The sequence below is a fragment of the Pseudomonas sp. PDM21 genome, from assembly GCF_014852505.2.
In the GTDB taxonomy this organism is placed as follows: domain Bacteria; phylum Pseudomonadota; class Gammaproteobacteria; order Pseudomonadales; family Pseudomonadaceae; genus Pseudomonas.
The window spans coordinates 3,368,910-3,385,194 of sequence record NZ_CM181223.1 but is presented as its reverse complement, the minus strand read 5'-3'; the positions used below and the strand labels follow the sequence as shown (position 1 = coordinate 3,385,194).

The following is a 16,285-nucleotide window of genomic DNA, read 5'->3' as shown; positions in this document are numbered from 1 at the left end:
CCATGTGGCTCAGCCGACGATCAGCCGGTTGGCCCGCTCGCCGACCACCATCTCGGTGATCCAGCGCACGAGGATGTCGGTATAGGCGGCCTGGGACGTCTCGCTGCTCAGCGCATGGTCGGCCTGGTCGATGATCCGGTGAGTCAGCGAGTGGGTGCGCTGGAAGGCTGCGCGGTAACTCATGATGGTCGGGTGCGGGATATAGCTGTCGTGTTCCGACTCCACCAGCAGCACATCGCCGTGAAACCCGGAACAGGCCTTCAGTGCGCGGTTGCTGGCCGCCGGGATGAGGCTGGAGCGGTAGGCCATCAGGTCGTCCCGGGGCAGGTCGCGCTTGGGCACGTCCCAGTCCTCGTCGCGGTAGATCGCCGGCACGCGCAGGGCGAGCCAGCGCACAGCGCGCAACTCGGTGAGGATCGCGGCGAGATAGCCGCCATAACTGGTGCCGACCACCGCGATGGCGCTGGAGTCGATTCGCGGATGCGCCGCCAGCCGATCATAGGCGGCCAGCAAGTCGCGCAGGTTGTCTTCGCGGGTGATGGAAGCCTGCAGCCCTTCGCCAGCGCCGTGGCCGGCCAGGTCGAAGGTCAGGCAGACGCAGCCAAGCCCGGCGATACCGCGAGCCCGATTGAGATCGCGCTCCTGACTGCCACCCCAGCCGTGCACGAAGAGTACGCCGGGTACATGAGTGCGCGGGCTGAGGAAATTGCCCTGCAGGCGCAGGCTGCCGACATCGATATCGATGCGCTCGTCGCTGGAAAACTCACGGGGAAACAGCTCGTCACGGGAAGACATAAGGCGCCACCATTGCGTACTTCATGAGGAAATCGCCGTGCTCATCCGGCCCGCGATACAGCACGCGAACGTTGCCCGGCAGGGGTTTGTCCTCGAAGATCTCGAACGTCGAGGCGCGCACCACGCACAGCGCCGGATCGGCGACGAAGGCTTCCAGCGCCGCCAGTTCCGCACCGCTGGCACCGCCGATGCGCCAGGACTGCTCCAGCACGCCCGAGCAACGCTGGCCGCGGACGTCCAGGCCCTGGGCGACGTCGTAGTTGCGCCGCGAGGCGAAAAAGGCCGGCAGCAACTGATGCGCGGCGCGGTCGAACTGCATCGCCTGGTGGATCGCCAATTTCACCGATTCCACCAGGTCCAGTGCGAGCAGGCAGTCGAAGTCGCCACGCACCACCAGCAGGTCACTCCCACCGTAAACCAGCTCACCGCGCGGATTGCGATTGCGCTGCTGGACGCCGTGATAGCTGAGCAGAACACCATTGATCATCACCTGGCCGACGCTGTGGGTTTGCGGCTCGTCGAGGTCGTCCTCGATCACCAGCCCTGCGTGGTAATGCTCGTCCTCGTAGCGGACCAGAGCCTCTGCCAGCTGATCCGTATCCGCCACGACCTGCTGGCCCTGCCCGCCCCGGCTGGCTGCCGGCTTCAGCCGTTGCGGGCCTCGCTGCAGGCGCGCACTCGCACAGCGCAAGGCGTCGTTGTGGGAGAACACACTGTGGCCATCGAGCACCAGCGGTTTCACCCGTGCGGCGAATGCGTCGCTCCAGCCGCGCGGGGTCAGGGTCGGTCGGTCGATCAGCGGGTGGACGATGGCCTTGCCGCCCTGGAAGCCGTACTGCACATAGCCGCCGAACAGGTCCAACGGGCCATGGATGTCAAACTCCTCAGCTTGTTCGCGACCTGCCACTGTGGCATCCGGCACCCAGTAGAACTGCTGGCCGGGCTGCCGGTGCGAGGGCGGTTCGGCGCGGAAGTCCAGACCCTGGATCTGCGCCAGCCAGGCGGCCAGCGCCTCGTGGGTGTGGCGGTCGGCACGCTGCGCATCCGGGTCCAGCGAGCAGGCCACGACCAGGCGTGGGCGATCGGCATCGTTCATGAATCATCCCTCGGTCAGGCTGTATGAACAACCTGACTGACGCAGCAGTCATCGGTTCTACACAGATGACGAACTGCTGGAGCCGACCATGAATCAGCACCGCAACGACCAGGACCGCGAAGCACAGATACGCCAGAAGGCTTATGACCTCTGGGTTGCCGAAGGCAAACCCACCGGTCAGGCCGCCCGCCATTGGCAGATGGCGGAGGAACACCTGGGTCACTCGTTGCCCGTCGAACGCGCTCAGGAGCTGGACTACAAGGGCAAGCACAACCCTCGCCGCGAAGCGTAGCGGCAAGGCGTATTGCAACCGACGCAGAGGCCGATCGTGCATTCTGCTGGTTGCACATCGCCACGCTCCCTTCTGAATTGCTCTTCCGATCAAGCAGTTAGCGCCACTTCGAAGACTGGTACGGACCCTGCTTGCAGCAATGCCTGTCGGCCGCAGCGTTTTCGGTCGCGCCTTCTGCCCCTGCCTGATGCCCCTCCAAGCAAGCGGCTCCCGCGCTGACCGGGATGCCGCCACGTCGGTAGCGCGCGTCGGCAGAAATTCGAAACTTCACCCGTTGGGGGCCGGTCCCCCGCAGGACAGGACAAACACCACGGAGAACCACGGGGCTGACAGGAAACGCCAGTCCCCCTGACGAATCGAGGAGTCAACGATGCGTAACCAGCTGGCCGATGTGCGCCTGGAAGAAGCCACAGTCAACCTCACCCCGATCCCGTCGGCCGATGGTACGCCGCCGCAGCGGCGCAAACGGATACTCTTCGCCACCTCCGAATTCAGCGACTTCGTCAAGGCCGGTGGCCTGGGCGACGTCTCTGCCGCCCTGCCCCGCGCGCTGCTCGCCGATCACGATATACGGGTGCTGATCCCCGGCTATCCGCAGGTGCTCAAGGGCGCGATCGCCTGCAAGATAGTCGGGCATCTGCCAGGTCTCGCCGCGCTGCCGGCCTGTGACATCGGCGAGCTGAAGCTGGCCGACGGGCTGGTGGTCTATGCAGTGATCTGCCCCGAGCTCTATGACCGTCCCGGCACTCCCTATGTCGACCAGAACGGCCACGAATGGGCTGATAATCACATCCGCTTCGCTCGCCTGAGCCTGGCCGCCGCCGATATCGTGGCCGGCATGAGCGCACTGGCCTGGTACCCGGATCTGCTCCACGTCAACGACTGGCCCACCGCGCTGGCGCCGGCCTACATGGCCTGGCGCGGGCAGACAACACCCAGCGTGCTGACCATCCACAACCTCGGCTACCAGGGTTCCTGCCCGCTGGGCTGCTGCGCCGAGCTGGGCCTGCCGGACTCCGCCGGCTTGCCGGGCAGCATGGAGTTCTACGGCAAACTGTCGTTCCTCAAGGCCGGTATCAGTCATGCCAGCCACATCACCACGGTGAGCGAGACGTATGCCCGTGAGATCACCGGTCCGGATCTCGGCTGCGGCATGCACGGCGTGCTTGCCCAGCGTCGTGACCGCGGCCAACTGAGCGGCATCACCCACGGTATCGACGCAGGCTGGGACCCGCTGACCGATCCGCACCTGATTGAAGGTTTCGACGCCTCGCACATTGCCGGGAAACGCCGCAATGCCGACTACGTGGAGAAGCAGTTCGGCCTGCTCCCTGGGCGCGGCCCGCTGTTTGCGGTGGTCTCGCGGCTGGTCCAGCAGAAAGGCATCGACCTGACCCTGGCGATCGCCGACGAGATGGTTGCCGCCGGTGGCCGGCTGGTGTCCATCGGCTGCGGCGAACCGGAGCTGGAGCAGGCCATGCGCGAACTCGCCGAGCGTTATCCGGGCCGGGTCGGCGTGCAGGTCGGTTTCGACGAGACCACCGCCCGACGCATCTACGCCGCCAGCGACTTCCTGCTCATGCCCTCGCGCTACGAACCGTGCGGCCTCAGCCAGATGTACGCCCAGCGCTTTGGGTCGCTGCCCATCGCCCGGCACACCGGCGGGCTGGCCGACACCATCATCGATGGCGTCACCGGCCTGCTGTTCCGCGACGAGACCCCCGCCAGCTACTTCGACGCCGTGCGCCGCGCGCTGAACATCTACCGCTACCCCGAACTGCTGCACGCCATGCGCTGCAAGGCCATGGAGTCACCGCTGCCCTGGGACGAAGCCGTGCGTCCCTATACCTCCCTCTACCAGCGCCTGTTGCAACGGGTGCCGGCGCAGGCCGTGCGATGACGTTGCAGCACGGCGCGATGACCCTGCCCGACGGCAAGGTGCGGTTTTCGCTGTGGGCGCCGGATGCGCAGCGCGTCGAGGTGGAACTGGGCGGTGGCAAACGCCACGATCTGGAAAAGATCGAGGACGGCTGGTTCAGCGCCGAGGTTCCAGCCATCGTCGGGCAGACCTACCGCTACCGCATCGACCACGACCTGCAGGTTGCGGATCCGGCTTCGCGGGACCAGGCCGGTGGTGTCGAAGGCGAAAGCCGTGTGGTCGACTCCGGCGCCTACCGCTGGCTGTACCCGAACTGGCGCGGTCGCCCCTGGCACGAAGCGGTGATCTACGAAGTCCACGTCGGACTGTTCGATGGGTTCTCGGCGTTGCAGGGGCGACTGGAAGAGCTGGCCGCGCTGGGTATCACCGCCATCGAACTGATGCCGCTGAATGCCTTCCCCGGTCGGCGCAACTGGGGTTATGACGGTGTGCTGCTCTACGCGCCGTCGTGTGCCTATGGCGATCCGGACAATCTGCGCCGACTGATCGACACGGCCCACGGCCTGGGGCTGATGGTGTTCATCGACGTGGTCTACAACCACTTCGGCCCGCAGGGCAACTACCTCGGCCGCTACGCCAGCGCCTTCTTTCGCGCCGACCAGCAGACGCCCTGGGGCCCGGCCATCGACTTCCGCCATCCGGCGGTGCGCGAGTTCTTCATCGGCAACGCCGAAATGTGGGTGCGCGAGTACCGCGTGGACGGCCTGCGAATCGACGCCGTGCACGCCATCTCCGACAAGGGCTTCCTTCTTGAACTGGCCGAACGCGCCCGCCGGGCCACCGAAGGCCGTGAGCTGCACCTGATCCTGGAGAACGAAAACAATGAGGCCAGCCTGCTGCAGGGCGAGCGTGGCTTCGACGCCCAGTGGAACGACGACCTGCACCACTGCCTGCACGTCCTGCTCACCAGCGAGAACGAAGGCTACTACGTCGACTACTCGCACACCCCGATCGAGCAGTTGTGCCGCTGCCTGCGCGAGGGCTTCGCCTTCCAGGGGGAGACCGACTACCGCGGCATCGCCCGCGGCGAGCCCAGCGACCAGCTGAGTCCTCAGGCCTTCGTGGCCTTCCTGCAGAACCACGACCAGGTCGGCAACCGTGCGCTGGGCGAGCGCCTCACCACCCTGGCGCGCACGGACCAGCTGCGCGCGGCCAGTGCGCTGGTATTGCTCGGCCCCATGGTGCCGATGCTGTTCATGGGCGAGGAATGGGGCGAGCAACAGCCCTTCCTGTTCTTCACCGACTACCAGGGCGAATTGGCGCGGGCTGTCACAGAAGGCCGGCGCGAAGAGTTCAGGCGCTTCAGCCGATTTTCCTCGCCGGGCGCGGCCGCCTGGATTCCCGATCCCAATGACTACCAGACCTACGTGGCTTCCCGGCCTCGTCCCGAGCAGGGTGACGACACCTGGCGAGCGCACTGCCGGCAGCTGCTGGCGCTGCGTCAGCGCTGGCTGACACCCCACCTGCCCGGCACCCGCGCACTGGATGCGCAACCGCTGGCCGAGCGTGCGCTGAGCGCGAAATGGCGGCTCGGTGACGGCAGCCTCTGGCGCATCGACCTCAACCTCGGCTCGGACGACGTCGCCATCGACCCGCCGGGCGAAGGCGCCCAGGTGCTGTTCTGCTGTGGCCAGGGTGTGGCGCACTACCGCCACGGCTGGCTGGGCGCCGCCGCGTTGGTCGCCAGCCTGGAGACGACCTGATGAGCGATGCGCAACTGGAGCGCCTGGCCAGCGAAGCGGGCCTGGCCATCGACTGGATGGATGCCGACAACCGCCCGCAGCGCCTGACCGCCGAGGTGCAGCGCTCTGTGCTGGAAGCTCTCGGCTTTCCGGCGCGGAGCCCGGAGCAGATTCGCCAGAGCCTGGATGCGCTGGAGCGCCGCCAGGCAGAACTGCCACCGCTGATTACCGCCGACCAAGGGCAGCCGATTGCCGTTCCGGTGCCACCCGGGAGCCGCTACAAGCTGTTCAACGAAGACGACAGCGGCCACAGCGAAGGCCAGGTCGACGAACACGGGCAATTACCCGCGATCGAGCAATCGGGTTACTACCCCCTGCACCTGGGCGAGCGGGAAATCATCCTTGCCGTGGCGCCCCCGCGTTGCCCGTCGGTGGCGCAGTATTGTGGCGGAAGGCAGCGTGTCTGGGGCCTTTCCGCGCAGCTGTACTCCCTGCGCCGCGAGCAGGACGGTGGCGCCGGCGACATCGCCGCCCTCGCCCAACTGGTGCGTGCGGCAGCCGGGCACGGCGCGGATGCCATCGCCATCAGTCCGGTTCACGCCATGTTCCCCGCCTCGCGGCAGATCTACAGCCCCTATTCGCCGTCGAGCCGGCTGCTGTTCAACGAACTCTATGCCGCCCCGGGGCTGGTACTGGGCGATGAACCGGTACGTGAGGCGCTCGCCGCCGCCGGACTGGGAGCCGAACTCGCGCGCCTGCAAGCGCTGCCGCTGATCGACTGGCTGGGCGTCGCCCACCTGCGCGACCGGCTGCTGACGCAGCTCTACGGGCAGTTCCAGCACGACGCGGGCGAGCTGCATGAAGACTTCCTCGCCTTCCGCAATCTCGGTGGCGCCGAACTGCTGCAGCATTGCTGCTTCCAGGTCCTGCAACTGCGCCGCGCCGAAGCTGGCGACGGGCTGGACTGGCGGTTCTGGCCCGAGGATTACCGTAACGCCGGCAGCACCGAGCTGGGCCATTTCATGGTCGACGAAGAACAGGCGATCAGCCAGCAGGCGTTCGGCCAGTGGCTGATCGCCCGCGGCCTGCGGCAGGTGCAGACCGACGCGAAAGCCGCCGGCATGGGCATCGGCCTGATCGCCGACCTCGCGGTGGGTGCCGAACCGTCCGGCAGCCAGGCCTGGATGCGCCAGGATGAACTGCTTACCGGCGTCAGCGTCGGCTGCCCGCCGGACATCCTCAACCGCGCCGGGCAGAACTGGGGCATCTGCGCCTTCTCCCCGGACGGATTGCGGCGCAACGGCTTCCGCGCCTTCATCGAGATGCTGCGGGCGAACCTGCGCTACGTCGGAGGTCTGCGTATCGATCACATCCTCGGCCTGCGCCGGCTCTGGGTGATTCCCGCCGGTGCTGAGCCACAGGACGGCGCCTACCTCGATTACCCGATCCAGGACCTGTTGCGGCTGATCTGCCTGGAAGCCGAACGCGCCCAGGCAATCATCATCGGCGAGGACCTCGGCACCGTGCCACCGGGGCTGCGCGAGGCGCTGGCCGAGCGCGGCATCCTGGGCATGCGCGTGCTGCTGTTCGAGCAGCAGCACGGCCGCTTCATCGCACCGGCACAGTGGCCAGACAACGCCCTGGCCACCAGCACAACTCATGACCTGCCGACCCTGGAGGGCTGGCAGAAAGGCCGCGACATCGACTGGCGCGAGCAGCTCGGCCAGCGCAGCCGCGAGTCCGCTGCGGACGAGCGCAATACCCGCCAGCACGAGTCCTTCGCCCTGCGCCGGGCCTTGGGTGAGAACCAGATCCAGTCAGACCCGGTGCTGGACGGCGCCATCGAGCTCCTGGGGGCCACGCCTGCGCCGTTGGTATTGCTGCCGCTCGAAGACGCCCTCGCCTGCATCGAGCAGCCCAACCTGCCAGGGCCCGGCGATGCGCATCCGAACTGGCGACGGCGCTTCGAGCGCAACGCCGCAGAGATGCTCGACGACCCGCAAGTGCGTACGCGCATGGAACGCCTGCGCCGTGCGCGTAACGGAGGGCGCGAACATGGCTGAAATCCGCGCCACCCTGCGCCTGCAGTTCCACCGGGAGTTCACCCTGGATGACGCCCTGCCCTGGCTGGACTACTTCGCCCGGCTCGGCATCAGCCACCTGTATGCCTCGCCTCTGCTGGCGGCGCAGCCGGGCTCGCTGCACGGCTATGACTCCGTGGACCCGACCCGCATCAGCGAGGAGCTGGGTGGCGAGCCGGCACTGCGCCGGCTGGTGGCGGGCCTTCGGCAGAACGGCATGGGGCTGATCGTCGACACCGTGGCCAACCACATGCGTATCGGCGACGCCAATCCCTGGTGGCAGGACGTGCTCGAGTGGGGCCTGGACAGCCCCTATGCGCACTTCTTCGACATCCGCTGGCACAGCGACGACCCGCTGCTGGACCAGCAGGTGCTGCTGCCGTGCCTGGGCGAGGACTATATCGACGAGGTGACCTCGGAGCGCATCTGCCTGGATTACGACAACGCCAGCGCGCGCTTCCTGCTGCGCTACGGCGAGCAACGATTCCCGGTCTGCCCGTCCAGCTACGGGATGATCCTCTGCCATACCGAATGCCCCGAACTGCTGGCCCTGGCGCCGCGCTTCGTCGAGTTGCACCACCATCCGCTGGGCCGTCATCTGGCGCAGGCGCTCTGCCGGGAAGCGGCCGCTCCGCTTGCCGACAGCGGACGGCTCACCACCCTGCTGGCGTCCTACCGCCAGGATTGGCACAGCCTGCACCGACTGATCGAGCAGCAGCATTACCGCCTGGCCAACTGGCGGGTGGCGGCGGACGACATCAACTGGCGGCGTTTCTTCGACATCAATGAACTGGTAGGCCTGCGCGCCGAACATCCGGACGTCTTCCAGGCCAGCCACGCCTACCTGCTGCAACTGATGGATGAAGGGCTGATCGACGGCCTGCGCATCGACCACGTGGACGGCCTCGCCGATCCGCGCGGCTACTGCCGACGCCTATGGCGAGCCACCCGCGGCGCACCGGTCTACGTGGAAAAGATCCTCGGCCCCGGCGAAGCCCTGCCGGCGGACTGGAAGGTGCAAGGCACCACCGGGTACGACTTCATGAACCAGGTGTCGCAGCTGCTGCACGACGCCCACGGCGAGTCGCTGTTGCGCCACCTGTGGCTGGAGGTCAGCGGCCGGCAGGACGGGTTCGCCGAGGAAGTCCGCCAGGCACGCAAGCATGTGCTGGCCTCGCTGTTCGCCGGCGACGTAGAAGGCCTTGCACAGCAGCTCTGGCACATCGCTCGGTTCACCCTGGCCAGCCGCGACATCCCCTTGGGCTCGATCCGCCGCGCGCTGTTCCAGTTGCTCGCCGCCTTCCCCGTCTATCGCACCTATGCCGACGCGCTGGGCCGCTCCGAGCAGGACGAATACTTCTTCAGCCAGGCGCTGGAGCAGGCTCAGCAACACCTGGAACCGGGCGACCAGCGCACCCTCGGCTGGCTTGATCGCATGCTCGGCGGCGAGGCGCTGCGCAGACAGCCGCCCGGCCCGATGCGGCAGCTGCGCAAGCTGGCACTGGACCGATTCCAGCAGCTCACACCACCGATCGCTGCCAAGTCCCTGGAGGACACCGCCTGCTACCGCTCGGCGGCAGCGCTGGGGCGCAACGATGTCGGCTTCGATCCGCAGACCCTCGGGGGCGATACGGACGCCTTCCACCTCGCCTGCCTGAAGCGCCTGCGCAACTTCCCCCGCGCCATGCTGGCCACCGCGACCCACGACCACAAGCGCGGCGAGGACTGCCGGGCGCGCCTGGCGGTGCTCAGCGAGCGCGCCGGGTGGTTCGCCGAGCGGGCCTGGAGCTGGTGGAAACTCGCCGCGCCGCTGCGCCAGCACATCGCCCGTGGCCCCGCGCCCAGTGGCGGCGACGAACTCATCCTCTACCAGTGCCTGCTCGGCAGCTGGCCGCTGGAACTCGACACCGACGACGCGGTAGGCCTGCGCGAGTATCACCGGCGCATCGAGCAATGGCAGCGCAAGGCGATTCGCGAGGCCAAGCTGGACAGCGACTGGAGCGCGCCCAACGAAGCCTACGAACGCGTCTGCGGCGAATTTCTCGCCGGCATCCTGCTGGCGGACGACGGCGCAGCGCTGCGCCGGTCCATCGCCGAAGCAGCACGCAGCCTGATGCCGGCCGGAGCGCTCAATGGACTGACTCAGTGCGTGCTGCGCAACACCACGCCCGGGGTTCCGGATCTCTACCAGGGTTGTGAGCTCTGGGACTTCAGCCTGGTCGACCCGGACAACCGGCACATCCCGGACTTCGCCAGCCTGGAGACCACGCTGGACGGCCCGCCGGATTGGCCCGCGCTGCTGCGCGACTGGCGCACTGGCCGCATCAAGCAGGCGCTGCTCGCTTGGGCCCTCGGGCTGCGCAAGCGCTGGCCGGCACTCTTCGCAGCTGGCGACTACCTGCCGCTGGAAGCACGCGGCGAGCACGCCGCACAGGTCGCCGCCTTCGTCCGCAGCCACGCCGGCCAACACCTGCTGGTCGTGGTGCCGCGCTGCGTAGCCGGGCTGCTCGGCGACTCTTCACTGCCGCAGGTGCCACCAGCGCGCTGGACGGACACGCGCCTGCACCTGCCTTCCTCGCTGGCCGCCATCCGCTGGAACGGGCTGGCTGCCCCGCTCGAACCGCACAACGGGGAACCCCGCCTGGCTGAGCTGCTCGGTGAGACCCCGGTCAACCTGCTCATATCCGGAGGTGAACGATGAAGGTCAATGAGCGAAGAGTCCGCGAACTGGCCTACCAGATCTGGGAGTCCGAGGGGCGCCCGGAAGGCCAGCATGACCGCCACTGGCGCATGGCGCGCAGCCTCGCCGAAGCCGAGGCAGGAAATGCCGATGGTACGCAGGAGCCGGTAAAACCCCGCTTCGAGGGGGACAAGGAACCGGAGAAGCCCGCCCTCCTCCAGGAGCCGCCACGGCGCAAGGGCCGGCTGCCCAAGGCAGACCCGGAAGTGCCGGACCAGGACGAAGGCGAAACCGTGACGCCGACACCGCCGGAGGCCGAGCGCAAGTCCCCGGCCAAGGCCAAGCCGACCAGAAGTGCGCCGACCGTGACGCCCACTGCCAAGCGCAAGCCCAAGCCCAGCCCGGCCGAGGCAGCGACTCCCGGCAACCCAGCGGCGCCCAAGCCACGCACGAAGAAGCAGAGTATCTGACCCCAGGAGCCGGCCATGACCCGACGAGCACAGTCCCGCGTCACCGAAGGCCGCCCCTTCCCGCTGGGGGCCACCTGGGATGGCCTGGGCGTCAACTTCGCGCTGTTCTCCGCCCACGCCACGCGGGTCGAGCTGTGCCTGTTCGATGCCCAGGGCAAGCACGAAATCGAGCGCATCGAGCTGCCCGAATACAGCGACGAGATCTGGCACGGCTACCTGCCCGATGCCCATCCGGGGCAGATCTACGGCTATCGCGTGCATGGCCCCTATGAACCCGACGCGGGGCACCGCTTCAACCCCAACAAGCTGCTGATCGATCCTTATGCGCGGCAGCTGGTGGGTGAACTTAAATGGTCCGAATCGCTGTTCGGCTACACCATTGGCTCGCCGGATGCGGATCTCAGCTTCGACGAGCGCGACAGCGCGGCATACGTCCCCAAGTGCAAGGTCATCGATCCGGCCTTCACCTGGGGCGAGCAACAGCCGGTGCGCGTGCCCTGGGACGAGACTGTCATCTACGAAGCCCACCTGCGCGGCCTGAGCATGCGCCACCCCGCGGTGCCCGAGCGCCTGCGCGGCACCTGCGCCGGTCTGATGAACAGCGAGCTGCTGCAGCACCTGCGACAGCTGGGCATCACCAGCCTGGAACTGCTGCCGGTGCATGGCTTCCTCGACGACAAGCACCTGCTGGAAAAGGGCATGAGCAACTACTGGGGCTACAACAGCATCGCCTTCTTCGCGCCCCAGGCCCGCTACCTTGCCAGCGGCCACGTCAACGAGTTCAAGGAAATGGTCGCGCACCTGCACGCCGCCGGTATCGAGCTGATCCTCGACGTGGTCTACAACCACACCGCCGAAGGCAACGAGCTGGGCCCGACCCTGTGCATGCGCGGGATCGACAACGTCTCCTACTACCGCCTGCAGGCCGACAACCGCCGCTACTACGTCAACGATTCGGGCACTGGTAACACCCTCGACCTGAGCCACCCGTGCGTGCTGCAGATGGTCACCGACTCGCTGCGCTACTGGGCCACGGAGATGCGCGTAGACGGGTTCCGTTTCGACCTGGCGTCGATCCTCGGGCGCTACGCCGACGGTTTCGACGAACGCCACAGCTTCCTCGTCGCCTGCCGCCAGGACCCGGTGCTCAGCCACCGCAAGCTGATCGCCGAGCCCTGGGACTGCGGCCCCGGCGGCTACCAGGTGGGCGGCTTCCCGCCCGGCTGGGTGGAGTGGAACGACCGCTTCCGCGACACCGTGCGCAGCTTCTGGCGTGGCGATGAAGGCCAGCTGCCGGACTTGGCGCGGCGTCTCACCGCCTCGGGCGACCTCTACGACCAGCGTGGCCGGAGGCCCTATGCCTCGGTGAACTTCATCACTGCCCACGACGGGTTCACCCTGCGCGACGTGGTCACCTACGACCACAAGCACAACCAGGCCAACGGTGAGGACAACCGCGACGGCCACGACGACAACCGTTCCTGGAACCACGGCGTCGAAGGCCCTACCGACGACGAGGGCATCCGCCGCCTGCGCGTGCAGCAGATGCGCAACCTGATGGCCACGCTGCTGCTCTCCCAGGGCACGCCCATGCTGCTGGCCGGTGACGAGTTCAGCCGCACCCAGCAGGGCAACAACAACGTCTACTGCCAGGACAACGAACTGGGCTGGGTGGACTGGAACCTCGACGACGAAGGCCACGAACTGCTGGCCTTCACCCGCCGGCTGATCCGCCTGCGCCAGGCCTACCCGATCCTGCGGCGCGGGCGCTTCCTGGTGGGCGAGTATAACGAGGGCCTGGGGGTGCGTGACGTCACCTGGCTCGCGCCCGAGGGCGAGGAAATGACCGAGGATCGCTGGCACGACCCGCAACGGCGCAGTCTCGGCATGCTCATGGACGGTCGCGCGCAACCCACGGGCATCCGCCGCAGCGGCGGTGACGCCACCCTTTTGCTGCTGCTGAACGCCGGGCACGAGGGTCTCGATTTCATCCTTCCGGAGACTGCCCAGGGCCGCGACTGGCAGTACCTGCTGGACAGCGCCGAACCGCAGGAGCACGGGCAGAACTGGGAGTTCGGCGCCGCCTACCCGCTAAGCGCTCGTTCGCTGGCTTTGCTCGCTCTGCGTCGCAGCGACGACTGACCGTCGGGCAATCCGGCTGAACGTCGCCCGCGTGGCTCAGTCGGAACCAGTAGACGCGGAGGCCCGAAATCGCCAAGGGCAGGCCCGGCGTCGGAATATTCACTCCATGGGGAGGAGGCACATGACCCAGGCCGAGGCCGGTCCGCAGAGCCTTGCCCAGGCGCAGGCCGATACCCTGCTGCGGGTGCTGACGGTGAACACCCACAAGGGTTTCAACGCCTTCAACCGCCGCTTCATCCTGCATGAGCTGCGCGATGCGGTGCGCGCGACCTCGGCGGACCTGGTGTTCCTCCAGGAAGTCCACGGCGAACACCAGCTGCACGCCGAGCGCCATGCCAACTGGCCCCACGCCCCCCAGTACGAATTCCTCGCCGACAGCATGTGGCCGGCCTTCGCCTACGGACGCAACGCCGTCTACCCCGAAGGTCATCATGGCAATGCCCTGCTCTCGCGCCTGCCGATTCGCTGTTGGGACAACCGCGATGTGTCGGTGGCCGGCACCGAAGAACGTGGCCTGCTGCATGCACAGATAGACCTGCCCGGCGAAGGCACGCTGCACGCGGTCTGTGTGCATCTGGGGCTGCATGAGGTGCAACGGCGGAAACAGCTCCAACTGCTGTGCGCGCTGATCGGCGAACTGCCCGCCAACGACCCGGTGGTGGTCGCCGGTGATTTCAATGACTGGCGCTGCAAAGCCACCGGCGTCCTTGCCGGCTGCGGCCTGCGCCCAGCCTTCCCCGAGAGCGGCGGCGAACCGCGCAGCTTCCCCGCGCGCTGGCCGCTGCTGCGCCTGGACCGCATCTACGTGCGCCACCTCAAGGTCACCTTGAGCGAAGTGCTCAACCGCAAGCCCTGGCCACACCTCTCCGATCACCTGCCGCTGCTCGCGGAGGTGTCGCTATGAAGGAGGTATGGCGCGACGGCAACCGCGTGGAGCTGCTGATCAATGGCGAGGATTTCTTTCCCAGCGTGTTCCGCGCCATCGAGAGCGCGCGGCACGAAGTTCTGCTGGAAACCTTCATCCTGCGTGACGACAAGGTGGGGCGCGAGCTGCGCCAGGTACTGATCGACGCTGCCAATCGCGGCATTCGCGTGGAAGTGACCGCCGACGGCTACGGTACGCCGGACCTGGACGCAGGTTTTGTCGGCGGCCTGCTGGATGCCGGTGTGCGGCTGCACCTGTTTGACCCGCAGCCACTGCTGCTGGGCATGCGCACCAACCTGTTCCGCCGCCTGCACCGCAAGCATGTGGTGGTGGACGGTGCCGTGGCCTTCGTCGGCGGCATCAACTACTGCGCCGACCACCTGGCCGACTTCGGCACCATGGCCAAGCAGGACTACGCAGTGAGGGTCGAAGGCCCCGGCGTGGAAGACATTCGCCGCGCCTGCCTGGATCTGCTCAGCCCTGCTCCTTACCTTGAGGGCGGCGACATTCCCGCCGCCGACGCCGTGCACCCCGGCGGGTCGGCGGGCCCTTGCCGGACCTGCCTGGCCATCCGTGACAACCTCTACCGCCGCACCGAGATCGAGCAGCATTACCTGCGCGCCATCCGTCAGGCGAAGGAGCGGCTGCTGATCGCCAATGCCTACTTCTTCCCCGGTTATCGCCTGCTGCGCGCCCTGCGCGATGCGGCCGGGCGCGGGGTGAAGGTGCAGCTGATTCTCCAGGGACTGCCCGACATGCCGCTGGTCCGGCTATGCAGCAAGCTGCTCTACGACACGCTGTTGCGCGACGGCGTGGAAATCTACGAGTACTGCGAGCGCCCGCTGCACGGCAAGGTCGCGGTGGTCGACCGGCACTGGGCCACGGTGGGCTCCAGCAACCTCGACCCGCTGAGCCTGTCGCTGAACCTGGAAGGCAACCTGATGATCGAGGATGAGGCCTTCGCCGGTGGCCTGGACGAGCACCTGCAGCGCCTGGCCGTCGACAGCTGCCGCCGCGTCACCCGCCAGCATGCCCGTCGCGGCTACTGGTGGCGCGCGCCGCTGGTGTTCCTGAGCTTCCACTTCCTGCGTCACTTCCCCGCCATCGCCGGGCAGTTGCCGGCACACCGGCAGATGCTCCACCCCGCCAGCATCGACGATGAGGCCGGCCATTCGCAGGTGCAGCCATGAACCACAAGCGCTTCTGGAAGCGGGCCAACCGAGCCTTCAATATCGCGCTGCTGATTGCCCTGCCGGTCCTGCTGTTCCTGCTGTTACGCGCTACCGACTGGGACGAGGTATTCCGCCTGCTGCGCGAATACCCGCTCAGCACCCTGGCGCTGGGCATGCTGATCGCCATTTGCAGCTACGGCATCTTCAGCAGTTTCGATGTGCTCAGCCGCTTCTACATCGGCCACCCGCTGCCGGTGCGCCGGGTATTCACCGTGGCCTTCGTGTGCAACGCCTTCAACCTCAACCTCAGTTCCTGGGTCGGAGCCATCGCCTTGCGTTACCGCCTCTACGGGCGACTGGGGATGAGCACGGGGGACATCACGCGCATCCTCACCTTCAGCCTGATCACCAACTGGTACGGCTACCTGCTGCTGGCGGGGGCGCTGTTCGTCTCTGGTTTCCCCGACCTGCCGCAGAGCTGGTCCCTCGGCCAGAGCGGCCTGCGGGTAATCGGCGTGTTGCTCCTGCTGCTGGGCGCGGCCTACCTGCTGGCCTGTCGCTTCGCCAGCCGCCGTGCCTGGGGCTGGAAGCGCTACCGGCTGAACCTGCCGACCTGGCGCCTCGCTGCGCTGCAGGGCATCGCCGGGGCCAGCAACTGGTCGATGATGGCGCTGCTGATCTACAGCCTGCTGCCCGCCTCGGCGAGCTACCCGGAAGTGCTGGCGACCCTGATGATCAGCAGCATCGCCGGCGTTGTGTTGCATGTGCCGGCGGGCCTGGGGGTGATCGAGACGGTGTTCATCACCGTGCTGCGCGATCATTTCTCCCGCGGTGAACTGGTCGCCGCGCTGATCGGTTATCGGGTGCTGTACTTCCTCATACCGCTGCTGCTCGCCTGCCTGGTCTACCTGTGGCTGGAGCGGCATGCCAAGAAGCTGAAGCGGCGCGCGGATCGCCGGGAAGCCGCGAGGGCGTCCTGACCGCCGACCCTGCAGGCGGATCAAAGCATGG

Annotated in this window: 12 protein-coding genes; 10 read left to right on the top strand and 2 right to left on the bottom strand. The window is 67.4% G+C overall.

The annotated features are described in order from the left end of the window. Positions 1 to 9: 9 nt before the first annotated feature. Both IB275_RS15640 and IB275_RS15635 read right to left on the bottom strand, forming a co-directional pair. On the bottom strand, positions 10 to 795 hold the full coding sequence (locus IB275_RS15640; protein WP_192295897.1) for an alpha/beta hydrolase family protein: 786 nt from the start codon (positions 793 to 795) through the stop codon (positions 10 to 12). Beyond that, positions 782 to 1,891, bottom strand: a complete 1,110-nt coding sequence (locus IB275_RS15635; protein WP_192295896.1) for a DUF3182 family protein — start codon at positions 1,889 to 1,891, stop codon at positions 782 to 784. Before IB275_RS15635 ends, IB275_RS15640 begins: the two co-directional genes overlap by 14 nt. An 88-nt stretch (positions 1,892 to 1,979) precedes the next feature. Between IB275_RS15635 and IB275_RS15630 the strand changes: the two genes are divergently transcribed. The 10 genes from IB275_RS15630 (at position 1,980) to IB275_RS15585 (ending at position 16,254) form a co-directional block, all read left to right on the top strand. Next, positions 1,980 to 2,183: a DUF2934 domain-containing protein gene (locus IB275_RS15630; protein WP_192295895.1), complete on the top strand. Its 204-nt coding sequence runs from the start codon at positions 1,980 to 1,982 to the stop codon at positions 2,181 to 2,183. Between the two features lie 370 nt (positions 2,184 to 2,553). After that, entirely contained in the window at positions 2,554 to 4,083 is a 1,530-nt protein-coding gene (gene glgA, locus IB275_RS15625) for a glycogen synthase GlgA (RefSeq protein ID WP_192295894.1), read from the top strand. Next, positions 4,080 to 5,825, top strand: a complete 1,746-nt coding sequence (gene treZ / locus IB275_RS15620; protein ID WP_192295893.1) for a malto-oligosyltrehalose trehalohydrolase — start codon at positions 4,080 to 4,082, stop codon at positions 5,823 to 5,825. Before glgA ends, treZ begins: the two co-directional genes overlap by 4 nt. Continuing rightward, positions 5,825 to 7,867, top strand: a complete 2,043-nt coding sequence (malQ, locus tag IB275_RS15615) for a 4-alpha-glucanotransferase (protein ID WP_192295892.1) — start codon at positions 5,825 to 5,827, stop codon at positions 7,865 to 7,867. Before treZ ends, malQ begins: the two co-directional genes overlap by 1 nt. Continuing rightward, positions 7,860 to 10,586: a malto-oligosyltrehalose synthase gene (treY, locus tag IB275_RS15610; protein ID WP_192295891.1), complete on the top strand. Its 2,727-nt coding sequence runs from the start codon at positions 7,860 to 7,862 to the stop codon at positions 10,584 to 10,586. Before malQ ends, treY begins: the two co-directional genes overlap by 8 nt. Next, complete coding sequence (locus IB275_RS15605) at positions 10,583 to 11,035, top strand: DUF2934 domain-containing protein (protein ID WP_192295890.1); 453 nt, start codon at positions 10,583 to 10,585, stop codon at positions 11,033 to 11,035. The genes treY and IB275_RS15605 overlap by 4 nt, the downstream gene beginning before the upstream one ends. A 15-nt stretch (positions 11,036 to 11,050) precedes the next feature. Then, the gene (gene glgX / locus IB275_RS15600; RefSeq protein ID WP_192295889.1) at positions 11,051 to 13,177 is read left to right on the top strand and encodes a glycogen debranching protein GlgX; all 2,127 of its coding nucleotides are present in this window, start codon (positions 11,051 to 11,053) and stop codon (positions 13,175 to 13,177) included. Between the two features lie 121 nt (positions 13,178 to 13,298). After that, positions 13,299 to 14,081 (top strand): endonuclease/exonuclease/phosphatase family protein, encoded by a 783-nt coding sequence (locus tag IB275_RS15595; protein WP_192295888.1) that lies wholly within the window; start codon positions 13,299 to 13,301, stop codon positions 14,079 to 14,081. Continuing rightward, positions 14,078 to 15,292: a cardiolipin synthase ClsB gene (clsB, locus tag IB275_RS15590; protein WP_192295887.1), complete on the top strand. Its 1,215-nt coding sequence runs from the start codon at positions 14,078 to 14,080 to the stop codon at positions 15,290 to 15,292. Before IB275_RS15595 ends, clsB begins: the two co-directional genes overlap by 4 nt. Next, a complete protein-coding gene (locus IB275_RS15585; RefSeq protein WP_192295886.1) occupies positions 15,289 to 16,254 on the top strand; it encodes a lysylphosphatidylglycerol synthase domain-containing protein in 966 nt (321 codons plus the stop codon). The genes clsB and IB275_RS15585 overlap by 4 nt, the downstream gene beginning before the upstream one ends. The last annotated feature ends 31 nt before the right edge of the window (positions 16,255 to 16,285 follow it).

Bases quoted from the DNA above. Each gene is read 5' to 3' on its own strand.
- glgA (WP_192295894.1), top strand. From the start codon at position 2,554: ATGCGTAACCAGCTGGCCGATGTGCGCCTGGAAGAAGCCACAGTCAAC.
- glgX (WP_192295889.1), top strand. From the start codon at position 11,051: ATGACCCGACGAGCACAGTCCCGCGTCACCGAAGGCCGCCCCTTCCCG.
- treZ (WP_192295893.1), top strand. From the start codon at position 4,080: ATGACGTTGCAGCACGGCGCGATGACCCTGCCCGACGGCAAGGTGCGG.
- IB275_RS15605 (WP_192295890.1), top strand. From the start codon at position 10,583: ATGAAGGTCAATGAGCGAAGAGTCCGCGAACTGGCCTACCAGATCTGG.
- IB275_RS15640 (WP_192295897.1), bottom strand. From the start codon at position 795: ATGTCTTCCCGTGACGAGCTGTTTCCCCGTGAGTTTTCCAGCGACGAG.
- IB275_RS15585 (WP_192295886.1), top strand. From the start codon at position 15,289: ATGAACCACAAGCGCTTCTGGAAGCGGGCCAACCGAGCCTTCAATATC.
- malQ (WP_192295892.1), top strand. From the start codon at position 5,825: ATGAGCGATGCGCAACTGGAGCGCCTGGCCAGCGAAGCGGGCCTGGCC.
- IB275_RS15635 (WP_192295896.1), bottom strand. From the start codon at position 1,891: ATGAACGATGCCGATCGCCCACGCCTGGTCGTGGCCTGCTCGCTGGAC.
- IB275_RS15595 (WP_192295888.1), top strand. From the start codon at position 13,299: ATGACCCAGGCCGAGGCCGGTCCGCAGAGCCTTGCCCAGGCGCAGGCC.
- IB275_RS15630 (WP_192295895.1), top strand. From the start codon at position 1,980: ATGAATCAGCACCGCAACGACCAGGACCGCGAAGCACAGATACGCCAG.
- treY (WP_192295891.1), top strand. From the start codon at position 7,860: ATGGCTGAAATCCGCGCCACCCTGCGCCTGCAGTTCCACCGGGAGTTC.
- clsB (WP_192295887.1), top strand. From the start codon at position 14,078: ATGAAGGAGGTATGGCGCGACGGCAACCGCGTGGAGCTGCTGATCAAT.